This window comes from Oerskovia paurometabola (assembly GCF_016907365.1).
Taxonomy (GTDB): domain Bacteria; phylum Actinomycetota; class Actinomycetes; order Actinomycetales; family Cellulomonadaceae; genus Oerskovia; species Oerskovia paurometabola.
Window position 1 is genome coordinate 331,163 of record NZ_JAFBBV010000001.1, and the last position, 20,195, is coordinate 351,357.

The window sequence follows — 20,195 nt, forward strand, 5'->3', positions numbered from 1 at the left end:
CGTCTCCACCGTACGAAGAGAAGCGGCCACCCGCTGGCCGGGACTGTCCCGCGTCGCCGCCCCCTGGGTGCCACCTCCTCGGTGCCGAGCATGCGGTTGGCGTCGCGATCCGTGGGAGTTCGGACGCCCACCGCATGCTCGGCGGACGCCCACCGCATGTTCGACCGGCGTCGACCGGGCGCGGGGCGGCAGGCGTGGTCCGAGCAGGCGCGGCTCAGGCGCGGCGGGGTGCCGGGGTTGCGGTCGCCGACGCCTCGGCGGCCTCGACCACGGCCTCGGCCGCCGCGACGACCCCGAGCTCGGACGCGTCGGAGACCAGCACCGGCTCGTCGTCCGTCCCCTCGACCGGAGCTGCCCGCAGCGACCTCGTCAGGCTCAGCAGCAGCAGCCCCGCGACCGAGATGACGCCGAACATGACCGCGGCCATGGTGATCGTGACGTCCCCGCCGATGAGGCCCGTGAGGGGCGCGATGCCTGCGCCGACGCCGAACTGCATGGCCCCGAGCAGGGCCGCGGCGCTGCCGGCCCGGTGCGCGTTGCGCTCGAGGGCGACCGCAGGGACCGACGGCATGACGAACCCGGCGGTGCCGAGCGTCAGGACGATCAGGGCGACGATCACGGGCAGTCCCGCCCCGCTCAGGGTCGCGGCGAGCAACCCCGCGGAGAGGACCATCCCGACCGGCACGATCACGCGCAGGATCTGCTCGGGCGTCACGCGCCCGACGAGCGCGCCGTTGACCTGGCTGCCGATCGTCACCGACACCGCGCCCGCGCCGAAGATGATCGCGTACTGCTGGGCGCTCAGGCCGAACTGCTCCTGGAACACGAACGTCGACGCCGAGATGTAGGTGAACATGGCGGCCATGTAGAACCCGCCGAGCAGCGCGAGGCCGAAGAACGACCAGTCGCGCACGAGCGACCCGTACGAGCGCAGCGCCGCCGACGTGCCACCCGTCCGCCGCATCGCCGGGGGCAGCGACTCCTTGAGGCGCAGCGCGGCGAGGACGAGCAGCAGCACGCCGAAGACCGCGAGGGCCACGAACATCAGGCGCCACGAGCCCATCCGCAGGAACTGGGCGCCGATCGTCGGGGCCAGGATCGGCGCGACGCCCACGACCAGCATGAGGCGCGCGATGACCTTGCCGACCAGGAAACCCTCGAAGTTGTCGCGCACGATCGCCATCGACAGGACCATGCCGGCCGCGGCCGTGAGGCCCTGGACGAACCGCAGCACGGTCAGCATCTCGATCGACTGGACGAACACGATCCCGACCGAGGCCAGCACGTAGATCGAGAGCGCGGACAGCAGCGGCAGGCGCCGCCCGACCGCGTCGGAGAGCGAGCCGATGAGGAGCTGGCCCAGCGCGAGGCCCGCGAGGGTCGCGGTGAGCGTGAGCTGGATGCGGGACTCGGTCGTGCCGAGCTCCGTGACGATCTGCGGGAAGGCCGAGAGGTACAGGTCGATCGTGAGCGGGCCGATCGCCGTGAGGGCCGACAGGAGCAGCACGAAGCCGACGGTGATCCGGGTGGCGCGCGTGGGCGCGGACGCTGACGACGCTGGTGGTGGGGTGGCCATGACTGCGCCAACCCCGACCACCAGACCGTTGTTCCCGGACGCCGTACGGCATCCGAGGGGTGAGACGGGTCAGCCCTGGGCGCGCTCGTCGCGCCAGGCGACCCACTGCTTCACGAGCGACAGGTCGTAGTCGGGTCCGCTGACACCGACGGTCAGGAGGGTCGCGCCGAGGCCCACGAGCTCCTCGCCCACCTCGGCAGGGGGTCGGTTGACCGCGACCGACCGCTCGACGAGCGAGGCCGTGTCCCTCCCGACGGCGACGCCGTGCTCGTCGAGGATCGCGCTCTTGCGGGCGAGCGTCGCGGCGTCGCCGAACGAGTGCCAGGCCGTCGCGTGCTCGGCCACGATGCGCAGCGTCTTGCGCTCGCCACCTCCCCCGACGAGGATCGGGATCTCGCGGGTAGGAGCCGGGTTGGACGCGGCCCACCGGGCCTTGATGCGGGGGAGGGCGTCCGCGAGGTCGGCGATGCGTGAGCCCGCGGTGCCGAACTCGTAGCCGAACTGGTCGTAGTCCTTCTCGAACCAGCCCGCGCCGATCCCGAGGATCAGGCGGCCACCGGAGATGTGGTCGACCGTGCGGGCCATGTCGGCGAGGAGCTCGGGGTTGCGGTAGCTGTTGCACGTGACGAGCGCCCCGATCTCGACGCGGCTCGTCTGCTCGGCCCACGCGCCGAGCATGGTCCAGCACTCGAAGTGCTTGCCGTCGGGGTCGCCCGTGAGCGGGAAGAAGTGGTCCCAGTTGAAGATCACGTCGACCCCGGCGTCCTCGGCGCGGGCGACCGCGTCGCGGATCTGGGGGTAGTCGGCATGCTGTGGCTGGAGCTGGACACCGATGCGTACGGGACGAGTCATGGGCCTCAGCCTAGACAGGCATGGTGCCGAGACGGCGAGGTCTTTCCTCGCATCGTGGCCAACTCCGCAGGTCACAGATGTGCAACGGCCGGGCGATGTCCAGATTCGGCACCTACTGTGGGCGGATGAAGCGATGGTGGTGGGTGGTCGGCGGGCTCGTCGTCCTGGTGCTCGTGCTCGTGGTGGTCGACCGTGTCACGGTGCGCATCGCCGAGGGGACCGCGGTGCGGTCCATGGAGCAGGGTGACGTCGAGCTCACCGATGCGAACCTCGACATCCTGGGCTTCCCGTTCCTGACCCAGGTCGCCGGCGGCGAGCTGGACCACGTGACGGGGTCGGCGGCCACGGCCACGTTCGGCGGGTACACCGTGACCGACCTGGACCTCGACGCGCGCGGTGTCTCGACGAGCGACCCCTACGTCGTGCGGTCGGGGACCGCGACGGGGCTCCTCGAACCGTCGTCGCTCGACGCGGTCGTGACCAAGGCCGCGGGGAACCCGGTCACGTTCAGCACCGAGGGGGACCTGCTCGTCGCGAGCATGGACGTCCTGGGGGTGCCGCTGTCGGCGCGGCTCACGCCGCGCGTCGACGGCAACACGATCGCGGTCGACGTCTCCGCGCTGACCCTGGGCCCCGCGACCATCACGATCTCGGACCTCCCGGCACCGATCGCGAAGCTCGTGACGAACCTGACGGTCCCGCTCGACCTTCCGCAGGGCGTCAGCCTCACGTCGGTCGGGGTGAGCGACGGGGCGATCCGGGTCGAGCTGTCCGGGAAGGACGTCGCGCTCGCGGACCTCGCGGTGTCGTGAGGTGAGCGGCTCGGGGGCGCTCGGGTCGCCTGACGCGGAGGCGGTCGTCGCGACGCGCCTCGTCGCGCACTCCCTGCGGGGCGACGGGCTCGCGAGCGTGCGCGCCGTCGTCGGGCACCTGGGGGCCGTCCAGTCGCAGGAGTTCCACCCGTCCCTGTGGGGGCTCGCGCAGCGCACCGTGGGGACGCCCTCGGCGGTTTCCGTGCGCGACGACTTCTCCGCGGGAGCGTTCCTGCGCACGCACGTCCTGCGCCCCACGTGGCACCACGTCCTGCCCGACGACGCCCGCTGGCTCCTGCGGCTCACCGCGCCCCGGGTGCATCGCCTCAACCGGCCGTACTACCCGGACCTGGGCGGCCCGGCGCACGACGCGGCCGCGACCGACCTGCTCGCCGAGGCCGTCGCGGAGGGGAACCGCACGCGGGCCGAGCTCGCGGCGCTCCTCGCGGACCGTGGCCTGCCGTCGAGCGGGCTCGCGTTCACGTACATCGTGATGCGGGCCGAGCTCGACGGGGTCCTCGTCAGCGGCGCGCTTCGCGGCAAGCAGCAGACGTACGCGGCGTTCGACGAGCGCGTGCCCGCGGGCTACGGGCCTCTCGGCGCGACGTACGACGACGACGCCGCGCTCGTCGAGCTGCTGCGGCGGTACCTGCGCAGCCGGGGGCTCGCGACCGTCAAGGACTTCGCGGGCTGGTCGGGCCTCACGCTGACGCGGGCGCGCGAGGGGCTGGCGCTGCTGGGTGCGGCCGTCGAGCAGGTCGCAGGCGTGGGCGATGCCGAGGGCCTGTCGTTCTGGCGGCTCGTCGACGGCCAGCCACCCGCCGAGCAGGGCGGCACCGAGCGCGCTGTACAGGTGGACCTGCTCCAGGGGTACGACGAGTACTTCGTGTCGTACAAGGACAGCCGCGACCTGGCCCGCGACCCGCTCTCGGCCGAGGCCCCGGCCGTGCTCCCGCTGCGCCTTCCCGGCACGGAGGTGTCGCCGTTCCTGCACGTGATCGCCGTGGACGGCCGCGTGGTCGGGCGGTGGCGGCACGTCCTGACCGCGAAGACCCTGCGCCTCGACACCCAGCTCTTCCGGCCGCTGACCCGGGCCGAGCAGCAGGGCTTCGACGCCCAGGCGGAGCGGCTCGCAGCCCACTGGGGCGTGGCGTACGAGGCGTCCTGACACGGCGCCGGACCCGGCGCCGGACCCGAGGTGGGCCAGGCGGCTCGACCGAGCCACCCGACCCACCCACCCACCTCGGGTGCGACCCCTACGCGTACGCGCCCGCCTGGAGGCCGAACAGCTCCGCGTACAGGTCGCCGCGCGCCATGAGGGCCGCGTGGTCGCCGTGCTCCCTGACCTTCCCGGCGTCGAGCACCACGATCTGGTCCGCGTCCCGCACGGTCGAGAACCGGTGCGACACGAAGCACGTGATCGCACCCCCGGCCCGTCCGGCCTCGTCGGCCGTCGCGACGAACCGCTCGAACAGCGCGTGCTCGGCCGCGGCGTCGAGCGCAGCGGCGGGCTCGTCGAGGACGAGCAGCAGCGGCTCACGGCGCAGGAGCGTGCGCCCGAGACCGAGCGTCTGCCACTGCCCGCCCGAGAGCCCGACACCGTTCCCGTACCCGTGCCCCAGGAGCTGGTCGAGCCCGGCCGCCTGCTTCTCGACGATGCCGCGACCGCGCGCCCGGTCGAGCGCGGCCCACAGGTCCTCGTCGACGTCGAGCGACGCGAGCCGCCCCACGCCCACGTTCTCGCGGATCGTGAGCTCGAACCGCGCGAAGTCCTGGAACAGGGTCGCGGTGCGCGCCTGCCACTCGGCGTCGTCGAGGTCGCGCAGGTCGACGCCGTCGACGAGGATCCGCCCCGACGTCGGCCGGTACAGCCCGCACAGCAGCTTGACGAGAGTGCTCTTGCCCGCGCCGTTGTCGCCCACGACCGCGAGGGTCGACCCCGCGGGCACGTCGAGGCTCACGCCGTCGAGGATCACGCGGTCCGTGTCGGGGTAGGTGAAGGTCACGTCCTCGAAACGCACGCCGCGCGTGAGCCGCGCGGGCACGCCGCCCGAGCCCACGGGCTCACCCGCGGGCGCGGTGACGGTGCCCGACGACGCGGTCGCCACGTCCTCGCCGACCGGGGTGCCGGACGCACCCGGGTGCGCGGCGCCGTCGGGCACCGGTTGGCCGGGTGCCGCGGGAGAGGCGGGACGCGCGACCGACGCGCGCAGCTCCTCGACGTGCGACACCGTGCGCCCGACCCCCTGCAGGGTGCCGAGCAGCGCGAGCGCGCCCGAGACCTGGACGCTCACCTGGACCGCGAGCGTGATGACCAGGACGACCTGGCCCACGTTCGCCGATCCCGTGACGGCCTGGCGCACGACCAGGAACACCGCGACGCCGTACGCGCACGCGAACCACGCCTGCCCGGCCGCGCGCAGCAGGGCGCTGCGGCGGTGCGCCGACCACACACGGGCCGTCGTCGCCGACCACGCCGCACGCTGGCGCGCGACGACCGGGGCCTGTGCGCCGAACAGGCGCACCTCCTTGGCCGAGCTGCCCGTGGTCGCGAGCGAGACGAGGTGCGTCGAGAGCTGGACCTCGTGCGCGGACGCGTCGCGTGCGGAGTCGAGCACCTTCTGCGCCCGGTTGTTGAGGAGCACGGGCGGCAGCGCGGCGAGCGGCAGCAGCAGCAACCACGGCTCGACCAACGCCAGGATGACGGTCGTGATCGTGACCTGGAGCAGCAGCCCGCTGAGCTGGAGCGTCGCCTCGAGCGCGGACCGCACGCGCTGCAGCCCCTCGGTGACGAGGGTCAGGAGCTCGGCGAACCGCGGCCGGTCGAACTGGTCGATCTGCGGGTTGTCGTGCGCGAGCCTCGCGACCTCGTCGGTCAGCTCGAGCTGCTGCAGGTCCGCGAGCTCGAAGTAGTACAGGTGTGCGAAGTGGCCCATCATGAGCTCGAAGATCAGCAGGACCGCGACGCACACGCCCAGGCTGATCGCGAGGCCCGTCTGCTGGTCGAGGGCGGCGTTCGTCAGGGCGCCGAGCGCGACGCCGACGAGCGGCCCGGCGAGGTAGCCGATCGTCATGAGGATCGCCGCCGTGAGCAGGCGGCGCCTGTCCGTGCGGTAGCCCAGGACGAGGAAGAAGCGTGCGGCTCTGAGCATGGTCCTCACGATGCGGTCTCCGCCTCTGCGATGGGGCTGGTGGGGTCGTCGGCCTCGGCCGACGCGGTCGCGCCCACGGACGCGGTGTCGCGGAAGCGTTGTGCCTGGAGCTCGAACAGGTCGGCGTAGCGGCCGCCGAGCGCGACGAGCTCGACGTGGTCGCCGCACTCGACGACGCGGCCGTGCTCGATCACGGCGATCCGGTCCGCGTGGCGGACGGTCGAGAAGCGGTGCGAGATGACGACGCTCGTGATGTTCTCCGTGGTCGCGAGGAAGCGGTCGAAGAACTCCGCCTCGGCACGCACGTCGAGCTGCGCCGTCGGCTCGTCGAGGACCAGGACGGACGAGCCGCCCTGGATCGCGAGGAGCGCCCGGGCGAGCGCGACCCGCTGCCACTGCCCGCCCGACAGGTCGCGCCCGCCGGGGTAGCGGCGCGAGAGCGTGGTGTCGAGCCCCTCGGGCAGTCCGCTCAGGGCGTCGAGCGCCCCGGCCCTGCTGGCCGCGGCCGTGATGGCGTCACGGTCGTCGAGCAGCGCGGGCGCACCCAGGCCGATGTTCTCCGCGGCCGTGAGCTCGTAGCGCACGTAGTCCTGGAAGATCAGCGCGAGCTGCCGCTGCCAGTCCTGCGTGTCGAGGTCGCGCAGGTCGACGCCGTCGACCAGGATCCGGCCCTCGACCGGCTCGTAGAGCCCGGCGAGGAGCTTGACGAGCGTCGTCTTGCCCGCGCCGTTGAGCCCCACGATCGCCGTGGACCGCCCGGCGCCGAGCTCGAGGTCGAGGCCGTCGAGCACCCACGGGGTGTCGTCGGTGTAGCGGAAGCGCACGCCCTCGAAGCGGATGCCCCGCTCGGGGCGCCGCGCCGCGACGCGAGCCGTCGGACGCGCCGGACGGGCCGAGGCGATCTGCTGCTCGAACGTCCGCAGCGCGTGGAACGAGTGCAGGCCGAACTGGGTCTGCACGTCGGCCTCGGGGAAGTACACCCCGAACCGCATGGGGATCAGCACGGCCTGCAGCGCGACGCCGAGCTGGAACAGGTTCAGCCTGCCGGACGCGGCGGCGTCGGCCAGGAGCGCGAGGACGACCGCGCCACCCACGAGGCCCACGCACGAGAGCCCGATGATGGGCCAGAACTGGAGCTTGCGGCTCCCCGCCCAGGCGGGCTCGTACGCGGCCATGGTGTCGGCGCGCAGGCGAGCCCGCACCCAGGGGAGCAGACCCAGCAGACGGATCTCCTTGGCCGCCCGCGCCCCCGTGGCGAGGTCCCGCAGGTAGAAGACCTTGCGACGAGAGCCCGACAGCGCGTCCCACATGTCGGCGAACTTCCCGAGGGTCCCGCGCACCCCGAACCGCATCGAGAGCCCGGTCGCCAGGATCACGACCCCCGCGAGGGGGGAGACGACGACGCCCACCAGCACGATCGCGCCGAGCAGCTGGACGTAGCGCGACAGGAGCGACAGCAGCGCGGCGGCCGCGTCCCCCGGTGGGCGCGCCTCGCGGGCGAAGGCCGCGCGGGCGTCGGCCAGCAGGTCCAGGGCCTCGGGGCTCTCGAGCGCGTTCAGCGGCGCGTCGTGCAGCGCGGCGCTCATGAGCCGGTCGATGCAGTGCTCGTCGACGCGGCGCGCGATGACCTCGGTGACGCCCGCCTGGAAGGGCGCGAGGACCTGCTGGACCACGAACACGCCGACCGCGAGGGCGAGCGTCGTCCAGAGCTCGGACCAGCCGGGGGTGCCAGGCGGGTGGCCCGTCCCGGCCGTGCTCTCGGCGACGAGCGGCACGAGGTACAGGACGTAGCCGATGAGGACGATGAACGCGAGCGGCAGCAGCCCCAGGAGCACGTTGAGCAGCGCGGCCGCGGCGACGAGCGGCTTGCCGGCCTGGGGCAGGAGCTGCGCGAGGTCGGTCCAGCGCGAGGCGCGGGCGGCGAGCGTGGCCTTGAGCGAGCTCGTGCGGGGCAGGCGCGCCGCGCCGTCGGGGGCGTGCGCGGGTGGGTCGTCGGTCATCGGTACCTCCGGTGGGTGGGACGGGTCGGTCTGCGGGTGCGCCTGCCTGCGAGGCCGCGCGGCCCGACGGCGTCGCTCGCGTCCGGGGACGGGTACGCCGACGGGTGGGTCGGGTGCTGGTGGGGGTGTGCTGCCGCGGCCGGGCGGGTCGCGCGGCTGCGCGGGTCCCAGGGACTCCGCACGGCGGTGGGCGTGCGGAGGCTGCGGGGGCGGACGGTGCGGGCCCGGGACGGCGCTGGTCGGCTCCGAGGAGCCTGCCGAGCGAACGTCCCGCGCCGCGTCATCCGGTGGTGACCTGGCGGGGTGTGCAGGGGGAGGGGCGCCAGCGCGGGCACGTGGGTGTGCGTGTCATGGGCGGCTCCCCTCCGGTCGCGTGCGGCTGCCGTCGGTGGCGGCCGTCTGTCGGTGCGCGCCGACAGTAGCGCAGGTGGTTGGTGAGGGTCGCTTCCTTTTCGCAGGGTGGTCGGCGAGCGGGCGAGCAAGGTGCCGAACCGAAACCCGTCCGTGACGCGAGCGAGACGTATCACCCCTAGAGTGACGCGCCACGACGTACCCACCGATCGGAGCTCTCATGCGCAAGATGCCACTCCTCGTCGCGGTCACGGCCGCGGCGACCCTGGCCCTCACGGCCTGCACGGACGCCTCGCAGCCTGCCGACTCCTCGTCCGCCGGGGCCTCGGGGGAGACGGCCACGGTGGCCCCCTTCGACCTCACGTCGGTGCAGAAGGACGACGCCGCGGCGGCGCTGCTGCCGGCCGAGATCGCGAGCGCGGGCAAGCTCGTGGTCGCGTCGAACACCGAGTACGCGCCCGCGGAGTTCATCGCGGCGGACGGGTCGACGCCCGTCGGGTACGACATCGACATCATCTCGGCCGTCGGCGCGGTCCTGGGGCTCGAGGTCGTCGTCGAGTCGGCGGACTTCCCGGGCATCATCCCGGCGCTGGGCACCAAGTACGACGTCGGGATCTCGTCGTTCACGATCACGGCCGAGCGCATGGCCGAGGCCAACATGATCAGCTACTTCAACGCGGGCGAGGCGTTCTCGGTGCAGAAGGGCAACCCGAAGAAGGTCGACCCGTCGAACATCTGCGGGCTGACGGTCGCGGTCCAGACGGGCACGGTCGAGGACGAGGGGGCCGACGAGATCAGCACGACCTGCGAGGAGGACGGTGAGCAGCCGCTCCAGATCCTGCGCTACGACAACCAGGCCGACGCGACGGTCAACCTCGTCGGCGGCAAGGCCGACATCATGTACGCGGACTCGCCGATCGTGTCGTACGCGGTCGAGCAGACCAAGGGAGAGATCGAGCAGATCGGGGAGGTCTTCGACTCGGCGCCCCAGGGCATCGTGACCGCGAAGGCGGACACCGCGCTCGCGGCCGCGATCCAGGCGGCGCTCACGGTCCTCATGGAGGACGGCACGTTCAGCGACATCCTGGCCTCGTGGGGCAACGAGGACGGGGCTCTCGACGAGGCCGTGGTCAACCCGCCGGTCTCCTGACGCTGCCGGTGGTGCCGGGCCCGACCTCGGGTCCGGCACCACGAGGCGCCCCCCGTTTTGCCAGTCCGGGCGCCCGCGCGGGAAACTGGGAGGGCAACGGTGCGGCGCCGCTCCGTGCTGCCCGCGTTGCGCGGCGTGTGACCCACCCCCCTGAGGTCGGCGCCGGAGATCACCACCACGAAACGAGAGACCCCCCATGCGCAGGCTGCCCGTCCTCACCGCCCTCACCGCCATCGCCGCGACGCTCGCGCTCACGGCGTGCACCGACGCCTCCTCGGGCTCTGGTTCCTCGCCCACCGAGGGCGGCTCGTCCGCCGAGGCGTTCGACCCGTCGACCATCGCCAAGGACGACGCGATCGCGGCGATGCTCCCGGCCGACGTCGCCGAGGCCGGCACCCTGACGGTCGGCACCAACGCGACGTACGCCCCGGCCGAGTTCATCGGCGACGACGGCAAGACCATCGTCGGGTACGACGTCGACCTCGCCAAGGCGATCGGCGCCGTGCTGGGCCTCGACGTCGAGGTCACCAACGCCGACTTCTCCTCGATCATCCCGGCGATCGGCTCCAAGTACGACATCGGGGTCTCGGGCTTCACGATCACCCCGGAGCGCACCGCCGAGGTCAACATGGTCAGCTACTTCCGTGCGGGCGAGGCGTTCGCCGTGGCCAAGGGCAACCCGAAGGACGTCGACCCGTCCGACGTGTGCGGCCTGAGCATCGCGGTCCAGACGGGCACGGTCGAGGACGACGCGCTCGACGGGCTGATGGCGGACTGCGAGGCCGCGGGCAAGGCGGACATCACGCCGCTGCGCTACGCGAGCCAGGCCGACGTCACGACGAACCTGGTCGGTGGCAAGGCAGACGTCATGTACGCGGACTCGCAGGTCGTCGCGTACGCCGTGACGCAGACCGGAGGCCAGATCGAGCAGCTCGGCGACATCTTCGCCGACTCGCTGCACGGCATCGCGATCGCCAAGGACGACACCGCGCTCGCGCAGGCCGTCCAGGCCGCGGTGCAGAAGCTCATGGACGACAGCGACTACACGACCATCCTCGACACCTGGGGCAACACCTCCGGTGCGGTGACCACGGCCGAGCTCAACCCCGTGGTCTCCTGAGCCGATCCCCTGACAGAACAGAGGTAGCCATGGCCCAGCCGCCCAGCACCCCGACGCCCGACGGTCCCCCGAGCGGTGGTTCCGCGAGCCGCGGCACGGCGACCGCGCCTGTCGACCGGATACCGGACCGCATCCGTGCGGTCCCGGTGCCCCGGCCGGGGCGCTGGGCGGCGGCCGTGGTCCTCCTGGTCCTCGCGGCCATGGCCGTGCACGGCCTGGTCACGAACGAGAAGTTCCGGTGGGACGTCGTCTGGCTCTACCTGCGTGACGTGCAGATCATGCGCGGCGTCGGGTGGACGCTGATCCTGACGTTCTCCTCGATGGCCATCGCGGTCGTCCTCGCGGTGATCCTCGCGGTCATGCGGCGTTCGGACAACCCGGTCATGCGCGCGACGAGCTGGTTCTACATCTGGTTCTTCCGCGGCACCCCGATCTACACGCAGCTCGTGTTCTGGGGCCTCATCTCGGTGCTCTACCCCAAGCTGAGCCTGGGGGTCCCGTTCGGGCCCGAGTGGTTCGTCTTCGACACCGCGGACCTCTTCACCGCGGCCCGCGCCGCGATCCTGGGCCTGGCGCTCAACGAGGCCGCGTACCTCGCGGAGATCGTGCGCGCCGGTCTCGGGTCGGTGGACCCGGGGCAGGCCGAGGCCGCGAAGGCCCTGGGCATGAAGGACGGCAAGATCCTGCGGCGCATCATCCTGCCGCAGGCCATGCGCGTGATCGTCCCGCCGACGGGCAACGAGACGATCTCGATGCTCAAGACCACGTCGCTGGTCCTCGCGGTGCCGTTCAGCCTGGACCTGACGTTCGCGTCCAACGCGATCGCGAACCGCATCTTCCTCCCGATCCCGCTGCTCATGGTCGCGGCGATCTGGTACCTGCTGATCACGAGCATCCTCATGGTCGGCCAGCACTTCATCGAGCAGTACTACGGGCGCGGGTTCGGCACGTCGACGGGCACGAGCCGTCGTCGCAAGCCGGGCAGGGGCCCGAAGAAGCCGAGCAAGCAGGAGGCGATAGCGGCGTCGGGCACGACCGCGAACGCCGACCCCTTCCTGGAGGTGACCCCGTGACCGCGGACGCACTCAGCCCCGCCCCCGGCCCGGCTGCGGGCTCCGCCTCCGGCCCGACGGCGTCGCCCGCCGACGCGTCCGTCGCGCCCATGGTGGAGATCGTCGGGGTGCACAAGGCCTTCGGCGACGTCCACGTCCTCAAGGGCGTGGACCTCGAGGTGCCGCGCGGCTCGGTGTGCGTCGTCCTGGGCCCGTCGGGCTCGGGCAAGTCCACGCTGCTGCGCTGCATCAACGAGCTCGAGGACCTCACGGCGGGACGCATCTACGTCGACGGCGACCTGATCGGCTACCGCGAGGTCGAGAACAACGGCAAGAAGCGGCTGCACCGTCTGCACCCCAAGGTCATCGCCGAGCAGCGCTCGCGCATCGGCATGGTGTTCCAGCGCTTCAACCTGTTCCCGCACATGACGGCGCTCCAGAACGTCATGGAGGCGCCGGTCCAGGTCCGCGGGCTGTCGCGGGCGCAGGCCCGCGCGCGGGCCGTGGAGCTGCTCGAACGGGTCGGCCTCGCGGACCGCATGGACCACTACCCGGCCCAGCTCTCGGGCGGCCAGCAGCAGCGCGTCGCGATCGCGCGGGCGCTCGCGATGGACCCCGAGCTCATGCTGTTCGACGAGCCGACGTCGGCGCTCGACCCCGAGCTCGTGGGCGAGGTGCTCGCGGTCATGCGCGACCTCGCCGAGAGCGGCATGACGATGATCGTCGTGACCCACGAGATCGGCTTCGCGCGCGAGGTCGGCGACCACGTGGTGTTCATGGACGACGGCGTGATCGTCGAGCAGGGCGACCCCCGCGAGGTGCTCACGAACCCGCGCGAGGAGCGCACCCGGGAGTTCCTGGCGCACGTGCTGTAGAGGTCTGCCCAGCACGACTCGCGGCCCCTGGATCGAGAGATCCGGGGGCCGTCGTCGTCCCGGCGCGCGCCCGCCCCGGGCGGCTGCCCCCCTCGGCGTCAGCGCTCGCAGGCGACCCCGTTGCCGTCCCAGTCGAGCGCCGGGTTGAAGCCGTCGTCGCCCTGCTTGAGCGGGGCCTTGCCGTCACGCTTCACGGCGTCGCACGTCAGGTAGATGCCGTTGACCTTCCCGCTCTGCCAGCCGCCGTCGTCGTTCCCCGCGTCGGCCTCCTTCTCCGCGATCGTGGCCTCGCGCTCGTCGAGCGCGATCTTGCGCGCCTCGAGCTCGGTCTCGAGGGCCGAGACCGCAGCCTCCCGGGCGGCGACCGCCTCGGTCGAGGCCGTGATGCCCGCGAGCTGGGTGTCCAGGTCGGCGCGCTCGGTGTCGAGCTTGGCCCGTTCGGCCGCCATCTGCTCGGTCGTCTGCGCTGCGGCGGCGGTGGCGTCGCCGGCCTCCGACTGTGCCTTGAGCGTCACGCCCAGCCCGAGGATGAGCCCGACGGCGACCCCTCCGACACCGACGCCCAGAGGCAGGAGCCAGCGCATGTACGAGCGCTCCTCCCGGGGCTCGTCGTCGCCCGAGAAGATCGCGAGCGGCCCGTGCGCGGACGCGGTCGGCTCGGCCGGGGCGGCGGGGAGGGGGGCGGCAGGACCCGCGGCGTGCCCGGCGTGACCAGCCGCCCCGGCACCGCCGACGACCGGCAGGATCATGGTCGAGGACGGCGACTCGGTCGGGGCTCCGCTCGCGCCGCCGACGTCGCGCAGCGAGCGACGCGTCGGCCCGGACGGCGGGCCCGACGGTGAGGGCGCGGAGGGGGACGCAGCCCCGTGCCCCGGCGTCACGGGGACGATCGCGGTCGGGAAGTGGAGCGGGATCCCGCCGCCCGGGGTCTGTCGCGACCACGCCTCGGCACCGGCCGTGGGCGGGGCGGGCGGGGGCGTCGGTGCGGCCTCGACCCAGAAGACCCAGCCTGCGGGAGCGGCCGGCCAGGCGGGATCCGGGTGCCAGTCCGACGAAGGGGAGAAACCGGGAGGTACCAACCAGCCGGGCGGCGGGTTGAAATGTACGGCCATGGGAGCTCTCCTTCGACGGTTCCTGCGCGCTCACTATGCTGCAGGACGGCCCGTCGATGCCAATTCCCGGGTGTCCTGGGTGCGTCCCGGGGCCCGGCACGGTCGGCGGCCGGCCGGGAGGCGCCTCGTGGTCGTCGGCGGAGACCAGGATGTGGGCGGCGCCCGGTAGAAAGGAACCGGGCCGGGGCGCCGCCGCGTCCTCGATCGACAGCCCGTCGTGACCGGCCCAGTGACCGCGAGGAGTCGCCGTGTTCCTGATGGACCAGCAGGACCCGACCGTCGAGCCCCTGCTCGTCTTCTCGGCCAGCGACCTCGTCGCGGCGAGCGAGTGCGAGTACCGCCTGCTGCGCACCCTCGACGAGAAGGTGGGGCGCGCCGCGCACCCCGCTGTCGAGGTCGACGACATGCTCGAGCGCACCGCGACGCTCGGCGACGTGCACGAGCAGCAGGTGCTCGCGGGCTTCGTCGACCTCGTGGGGGCCGACGCGATCCGCGAGGTGCCGGTGCCGCGCACCATGCGGCGCGGGGACCTGGAGGCCGCGCACGCCGCGACGCTCGACGCCCTGAGCGACGGCGTCGACGTCGTCTACCAGGGCTCCTTCTTCGACGGACGCTTCCACGGGCGCGCGGACTTCCTGATCCGCACCGACAGCCGGGCGGCGCACGCGTGGCCCCACGCAACCGGCCCGACGACGTCGGGCGGCCTGGGCGCTCCGGGAAGCGCCGGCCCGGTGTACGCCGTGTACGACGCCAAGCTCGCGCGCCGCGCGAAGGTCCCCGCGCTGCTCCAGCTCGCGGCCTACGCCGACCAGCTCCTCGCGGCCGGGGTCGAGACCTCCCCGGCCCTGCACCTGATCCTCGGGACGCGCGCCGTGACCGACCACCGGCTCGCGGACGTCCTGCCCGTCTTCCGCGAGCGGCGCACCGAGCTGCTGCGCCTCCTGGACACGCACCGGGCGAGCGCCGAGCCCGTGGCCTGGGACGCGCCCGGACTGCGTCAGTGCGGCACGTGCGCGTACTGCGCGCAGCAGGTCACCGAGCACGACGACGTGCTGCGCGTCGCGGGCCTGCGCAGCACCCAGCGCGTCCGGCTCCGCGCCGCCGGCATCACGACCATGACCCAGCTCGCGGCCGCGACCGAGCCGCCCCAGGGCCTGGCGGCGCGCACGTTCGAGACCCTGCGCGTCCAGGCGCGGCTCCAGGCCGGCCTGGTCGACGTGCCGGTCGACGGGGGAGGGGTGCCAGACGTCGGGCCGGGCCCCAGCGGGTCGGTCACGTGGAGCACGCCCGCCGCCGGGGGCAGCGGGGACGGAGCCGGCCTCGAGGGCGCCGTCGAGCCCGAGCAGCACACGCTGTCCTACGTCGTCGTCGATCCCGCCCCGCTGCGCGACCTGCCGCGCCCCGACCCGGGCGACGTGTTCTTCGACTTCGAGGGCGACCCGCTGTGGTCCGCGCCCGACGCCTCGCCCGAGGGCATCGTCTGGAACATCGACTACCTGTTCGGGCTCGTCGAGCGACCGACCAGCCCCGGCGAGAAGCCGCCCTTCACCGCGTTCTGGGCCCACGACCTCGACCAGGAGAAGCAGGCGCTCGTCGACTTCGTCGACTACCTCGCCAAGCGCCGCGCCCAGTACCCGGGGCTGCACGTCTACCACTACGCGTCGTACGAGAAGACGCACCTGCTCTCGATCGCGGCCCGGCACGGCGTGTACGAGCAGGAGGTCGACGACCTCCTGCGCGAGGGCGTCCTCGTGGACCTCTACTCGACCGTGCGCCACTCGCTCAAGGTGTCGGCGCCGTCGTACTCGATCAAGAAGCTCGAACCCCTCTACATGGGCGACCAGCTCCGGGGCGGCGACGTCACGGACGCCGCGGCGTCGGTCGTGGCGTACGCGACGTACTGCGCGGCGCGCGACGCGGGCCGCACCGAGGAGGCCGAGCGCCTGCTGCACGGCATCGCCGACTACAACGAGTACGACTGCCTCTCGACCCTGCGCCTGCACGAGTTCCTCCTGGGGCTCGCGGGGCGCGCCGCTCCCGCGACCTCCGCCCCGGGCCCGCTCGCCGCCCCTGCCGGCGACGGCTGGGAGGACGACCTGCCACCCGCGCTCGAGCTGACCGACGCGGAGGTCGCGCGCCGCGCCAAGCGCGCCGAGGCCGAGCAGGTCGAGCTCGACGTCCGCGCGCTCGCGGGCGGCGTGGACGGTCGCGCGGGGGACGGACGGACCGACGACGAGGAGGCCGTCGCGCTCCTGGGCGCGGGCGTCGGGTACTACTGGCGCGAGGCCAAGCCGTTCTGGCAGGAGTTCTTCGCGCGCCTCAAGGACCCGGTCGACCAGTGGCAGACGCCGCGCGCGTACTTCCTCGTGGAACGGGCCGAGGTGATCGAGGACTGGGCGAAGGCCACACCGCGCAGCAACCCGTCGCGTCGCCTGCGCCTGTTCGGCGAGCTGCCGGACGGTTCGGAGCTCAAGGCCGGGTACGACGGCGCCACCGCGCTCTTCGAGGGACCGGCACCCGAGGGGATCGAGCCCGCGCACGGCGCGGTGCGGTGGTCGACGGGGAGCGTGCGCGTCTACGGCGTCGAGCGCGGACGGCTGGGGAACGGGCGTGAGGTCGACGTCCTCGACGTGCGCCTGCCCGTGCCCAAGGGGGTCGCTCCGCACGACGCGCTGCCCATGGCGCTCGCGGTCGGGCAGGTGCTGCCGACGCCCCAGCAGGAGGCGTCGATCCGGGCGCTGGCCACGACCGTGCAGGCGCAGAATCCCTACGGGCCGCAGGCGCCCCTGGTGCTCCCGGACCACCCGGCGCTCGACCTGCTCCGCCGTCGCCCGCCGCGCACGGTGTCCGGCGACCCGCTGCCCGTCCTGGGCGACGGCCCCGAGCGGTACGTCGACGCCGTGACCGACGCGGTCAGGGACCTCGACGGCTCCTACCTGGGTGTCCAGGGCCCGCCCGGCACGGGCAAGACCCACCTCGCGTCCAAGGTCGTCGGCCGCCTCGTCGCCGAGGGGTGGCGCGTGGGCGTCGTGGCGCAGTCGCACGACGTCGTCGAGAACGTCCTCGCGGGCGTGATCACCAAGGGCGGCGTGCCCGCGGACCGCGTGGGCAAGAAGGCCTCGGGTCCCAAGGGGCGCGACGTGTCGGCCGTCGGCCGTGAGGTGGGCGCAGGCCTGCCCGACGACGTCGCGGCGGCCGCCCTGCCCGAAGGGTCGCGGCTCGTGCCCTGGCGCCTCGTCGACTCCCCGCAGACCGCGGCCTTCGTCGCCGAGGGTCCCTGCGTCGTCGGCGGGACGGCCTGGGACTTCGCGCACGCCGAACGCTTCGGCGACGGCGAGCTCGACCTGCTCGTGATCGACGAGGCCGGGCAGTTCTCGCTCGCCAACACGATCGCGGTCTCCCGGGCCGCGCAGAGGCTCCTGCTGCTCGGCGACCCGCAGCAGCTCCCGCAGGTCTCGCAGGGTCAGCACCCCGAGCCCGTCGACCAGTCGGCGCTCGGGTGGCTGACCCGTGCCGGCGGCGGGCACGACGTGCTGCCGCCCGAGTTCGGCTACTTCCTTGCCCGCTCGTGGCGCATGCACCCCGCGCTGTGCGACGCCGTCTCGGAGCTCGCGTACGAAGGGCTCCTGCACGCGGAGGCCGCCGCGGGCGAGCGGGTCCTCGTGGGCGTCGAGCCCGGCGTGCACGTCGTCGAGGTCGAGCACGCGGGCAACGCGGTGTCCTCGGTCGAGGAGGCGCAGGAGATCGTGCGGCAGGTCAAGGGGCTGCTCGGGACGACGTGGTACCCCGGAGGGCCCGGTGGGTCGGACGGCGCCGCACCTGCCTCGCGAGCACTCACGGAGGACGACTTCGTCGTCGTGGCCCCCTACAACGCGCAGGTGTGGACCGTGCGCCACGCGCTCGCGGCCGCGGGGCTGGGCGACGTGCGCGTCGGCACGGTCGACAAGTTCCAGGGCAAGGAGGCGCCCGTCGCGATCGTCTCGATGACGGCCTCGGCGCGCGAGGACGTGCCGCGCGGCATGGAGTTCCTCCTCTCGCGCAACCGCGTCAACGTCGCGGTCTCGCGGGGTCAGTGGTGCGCGGTCGTGGTCCGCTCGCCCCGGCTCACCGACTACCTGCCGAACCACCCCGAGGAGCTCGCCGAGCTGGGCGCGTTCATCGGTCTGTGCAGCTCGGGCAGCCGCTCGCCGCTCCGCTGAGTGCGGGGTAGTCGTCGTCGTGTCGGGCTCCCGACGACGACTACCCCGCACTCAGGCGGTCGGCGGCCTCAGGCTGCCGGCGGCGTCGAGGTGCCGGTCGGTGAGGTCGGTCCATCTGCTGGGTCCCGTGGGGGAGAGGGTGCGCACCCGTGGCCCAGGATGCAGGCGGTCGTCGACGGCATAGCGTGCGGTGAGCTCCTCCTCCGCCTCCTGGTCGCCCTGGTCGGCACGGACGAGCAGGGTCGCGATCTCGTCGACCAGCGTGAGGTCGGCGCCCTCGAGCGTGTCGTCCGTGCTCATCGCCCCCCACGTGTCCCACAGCAGCAGCTCGTCCCCCTGACGGTGGGCCAGCTCGAACAGGACGTAGTCGTGGACGAACCAGTCGCCGCGGAACGGCAGCCCCGGGTCCACTCCGAACAGGTCCGCGTCCGCCAGCCCGGCACGGAGCGCGAGCCAGGCCGTGGCTGCGGGGACGAACGGTAGAGCCAGGTCCTCGGCGACATCCCCCGTGCCCCGTGGAAGATCCAGGGGGTCGAACGGGAACACCGGGTCTCCCGCGGTGAGCTCGGGGTCCCAGCGCAACCAGCGGCCGTCCGCCCAGTGCTCGACGACGACGTGATCGTGGTGGAAGCCGGGCGTGAAGTACGAGACGAACCCCACGCGGGTCCTGGCGGGGATGCCGTGCTCTCGCAGCACCCCGACGGTCAGCAGCGAGTGGTCCCGGCAGCAGCCTCCCACCCGGTCGCAGACCGCCCGGGGCTCGGTGAGCGCGGTCCCGTGCCGGGAGTGGTCGAGGTCGAGGATCGTCGCGAGCCACCGGCTGTCGACGTCCGTGGCACGCTCGGCCGGCATGAACTCGGCCTCGGCGCGATAGTGCGCGATCACGTTGCGTGCCACCTGCCCCAGCGCGTCCGGGTCGGTGGGTACGCCCCGCAGGAGCTGGGCGTGCTCCCCGGGCGAGGAGTACGGCGAGTGGGCCACCCAGCGGGCGACCGCGGGATGGACGGCGGTCGTGCCGACCGGCTCGAGGCGGCTGGACGGGTCGTACATCGGATCCTCCGAGGTCGCGGGTCACGAGCGGCGTGATGCCGGGCACCAGTGTCGACCGTGTCGCGCGCCAGGGCAATGCCTCGGCCCGGCGGACCGTCGGCTCCGTCCGAGCGAGGGCCGGGCGGACGAGGTCCTCAGAAGTCTCCGAATCCGCCGAAGTCCCCACCGCCGAAGTCCCCACCGCCGAAGTCGCCGAAGCCCCCACCCAGGTCGCCCCCGCCTCCGGCCTCGGTGAAGTCGCCGCCGCCCGTGTCGCCGGCTCCGGGGTCGCCCTCGGTCGCGCCCGGGTCGCCTGCGCCCGAGGTGCCGCCGTCGCCCGCGAAGTCGGCCGTGGGGTCGCCGAACATCGGGCCGAACATCATGTTGGCGACCGCGGAGCCGATCACGACGCCCGCGATGGTGCCGAGCATGCTCGAGCCGATCATCGAGCCCATGCCCGGCCCGCCCGGCCCGCCCGGCCCGCCCGGCCCGCCCGGCCCCCCCTGCCTGCCGCCGAACGACCGTTCGAGCGTGCCGGGGTTGCGCATCTCGGCGCGGGTCGCCATGCGGGCGAGCGACTGCGGGTCGTCGGAGGTAGCGCGCTCGGCGGGCGGCACGTTCTCACCCAGCTCGGTCAGCACGCGTCGACGCTGCTCGGGCGTCAGCCGCTCGAACGCCTCGGCGTGCGCCTGCTCGACGGCCTCCGGGGGAGCCGTGCGCAGCAGGTAGCGGTAGCGGTCGATCGCGACGTCGTCCTCGCTGCGCGCGGGGCCGGTCGGGGCCGGGGGCGCAGTGCCGTAGGCGGGCGCACCGGGACGCTCTGCCGAGCCGTGAAGCCTGTCGTCCTGCGGGGTGCGGCCGAGGAGGCGGTCGAGGAATCCCATGAGCGTGTCCTTCTGGTCGAACCGTCGAGGG

General features: G+C 73.3%; 14 protein-coding genes. 7 read left to right on the plus strand and 7 right to left on the minus strand.

Features of this window, described 5'->3' with window-relative positions:
• Positions 1–214: 214 nt before the first annotated feature.
• Both JOD48_RS01495 and JOD48_RS01500 read right to left on the minus strand, forming a co-directional pair.
• Positions 215–1,576, minus strand: a complete 1,362-nt coding sequence (locus JOD48_RS01495; RefSeq protein ID WP_204806907.1) for a multidrug effflux MFS transporter — start codon at positions 1,574–1,576, stop codon at positions 215–217.
• A gap of 69 nt (positions 1,577–1,645) precedes the next feature.
• Positions 1,646–2,428, minus strand: a complete 783-nt coding sequence (locus JOD48_RS01500; protein WP_204806908.1) for an LLM class F420-dependent oxidoreductase — start codon at positions 2,426–2,428, stop codon at positions 1,646–1,648.
• A gap of 125 nt (positions 2,429–2,553) precedes the next feature.
• Here JOD48_RS01500 and JOD48_RS01505 point away from each other — a divergent pair, with 125 nt between their 5' ends.
• Together JOD48_RS01505 and JOD48_RS01510 are read left to right on the plus strand one after the other, a co-directional pair.
• Entirely contained in the window at positions 2,554–3,240 is a 687-nt protein-coding gene (locus JOD48_RS01505; protein WP_204806910.1) for an LmeA family phospholipid-binding protein, read from the plus strand.
• Between the two features lies 1 nt (position 3,241).
• A complete protein-coding gene (locus JOD48_RS01510; RefSeq protein WP_204806913.1) occupies positions 3,242–4,408 on the plus strand; it encodes a winged helix DNA-binding domain-containing protein in 1,167 nt (388 codons plus the stop codon).
• An 88-nt stretch (positions 4,409–4,496) separates the two neighbouring features.
• On the opposite strand, the gene JOD48_RS01515 is transcribed toward JOD48_RS01510, so the two are convergent.
• A complete protein-coding gene (locus JOD48_RS01515; RefSeq protein ID WP_204806916.1) occupies positions 4,497–6,392 on the minus strand; it encodes an ATP-binding cassette domain-containing protein in 1,896 nt (631 codons plus the stop codon).
• A gap of 5 nt (positions 6,393–6,397) precedes the next feature.
• Positions 6,398–8,392 (minus strand): ABC transporter ATP-binding protein, encoded by a 1,995-nt coding sequence (locus JOD48_RS01520; RefSeq protein WP_204806918.1) that lies wholly within the window; start codon positions 8,390–8,392, stop codon positions 6,398–6,400.
• A 571-nt stretch (positions 8,393–8,963) separates the two neighbouring features.
• On the opposite strand from JOD48_RS01520, the gene JOD48_RS01525 reads away from it, so the two are divergent.
• From JOD48_RS01525 to JOD48_RS01540, 4 genes are all read left to right on the plus strand, one after another.
• Positions 8,964–9,893: an ABC transporter substrate-binding protein gene (locus tag JOD48_RS01525; protein ID WP_191789984.1), complete on the plus strand. Its 930-nt coding sequence runs from the start codon at positions 8,964–8,966 to the stop codon at positions 9,891–9,893.
• Positions 9,894–10,089: 196 nt separating this feature from the next.
• Entirely contained in the window at positions 10,090–11,013 is a 924-nt protein-coding gene (locus tag JOD48_RS01530; RefSeq protein ID WP_191789983.1) for an ABC transporter substrate-binding protein, read from the plus strand.
• 29 nt (positions 11,014–11,042) lie between these two features.
• On the plus strand, positions 11,043–12,086 hold the full coding sequence (locus JOD48_RS01535) for an amino acid ABC transporter permease (RefSeq protein ID WP_191789982.1): 1,044 nt from the start codon (positions 11,043–11,045) through the stop codon (positions 12,084–12,086).
• An 89-nt stretch (positions 12,087–12,175) separates the two neighbouring features.
• Positions 12,176–12,940: an amino acid ABC transporter ATP-binding protein gene (locus tag JOD48_RS01540; protein WP_191790054.1), complete on the plus strand. Its 765-nt coding sequence runs from the start codon at positions 12,176–12,178 to the stop codon at positions 12,938–12,940.
• Between the two features lie 98 nt (positions 12,941–13,038).
• Here JOD48_RS01540 and JOD48_RS01545 read toward each other — a convergent pair whose 3' ends face one another.
• Complete coding sequence (locus JOD48_RS01545; RefSeq protein WP_204806920.1) at positions 13,039–14,052, minus strand: excalibur calcium-binding domain-containing protein; 1,014 nt, start codon at positions 14,050–14,052, stop codon at positions 13,039–13,041.
• 257 nt (positions 14,053–14,309) lie between these two features.
• Between JOD48_RS01545 and JOD48_RS01550 the strand changes: the two genes are divergently transcribed.
• Complete coding sequence (locus JOD48_RS01550) at positions 14,310–18,251, plus strand: TM0106 family RecB-like putative nuclease (protein ID WP_204810236.1); 3,942 nt, start codon at positions 14,310–14,312, stop codon at positions 18,249–18,251.
• 51 nt (positions 18,252–18,302) lie between these two features.
• Here the strand turns inward: JOD48_RS01550 and JOD48_RS01555 are convergent, their stop codons facing one another.
• A complete protein-coding gene (locus JOD48_RS01555) occupies positions 18,303–19,301 on the minus strand; it encodes a transglutaminase-like domain-containing protein (protein WP_204806922.1) in 999 nt (332 codons plus the stop codon).
• 134 nt (positions 19,302–19,435) lie between these two features.
• Complete coding sequence (locus JOD48_RS01560; protein ID WP_204806923.1) at positions 19,436–20,164, minus strand: hypothetical protein; 729 nt, start codon at positions 20,162–20,164, stop codon at positions 19,436–19,438.
• Positions 20,165–20,195 lie beyond the last annotated feature (31 nt).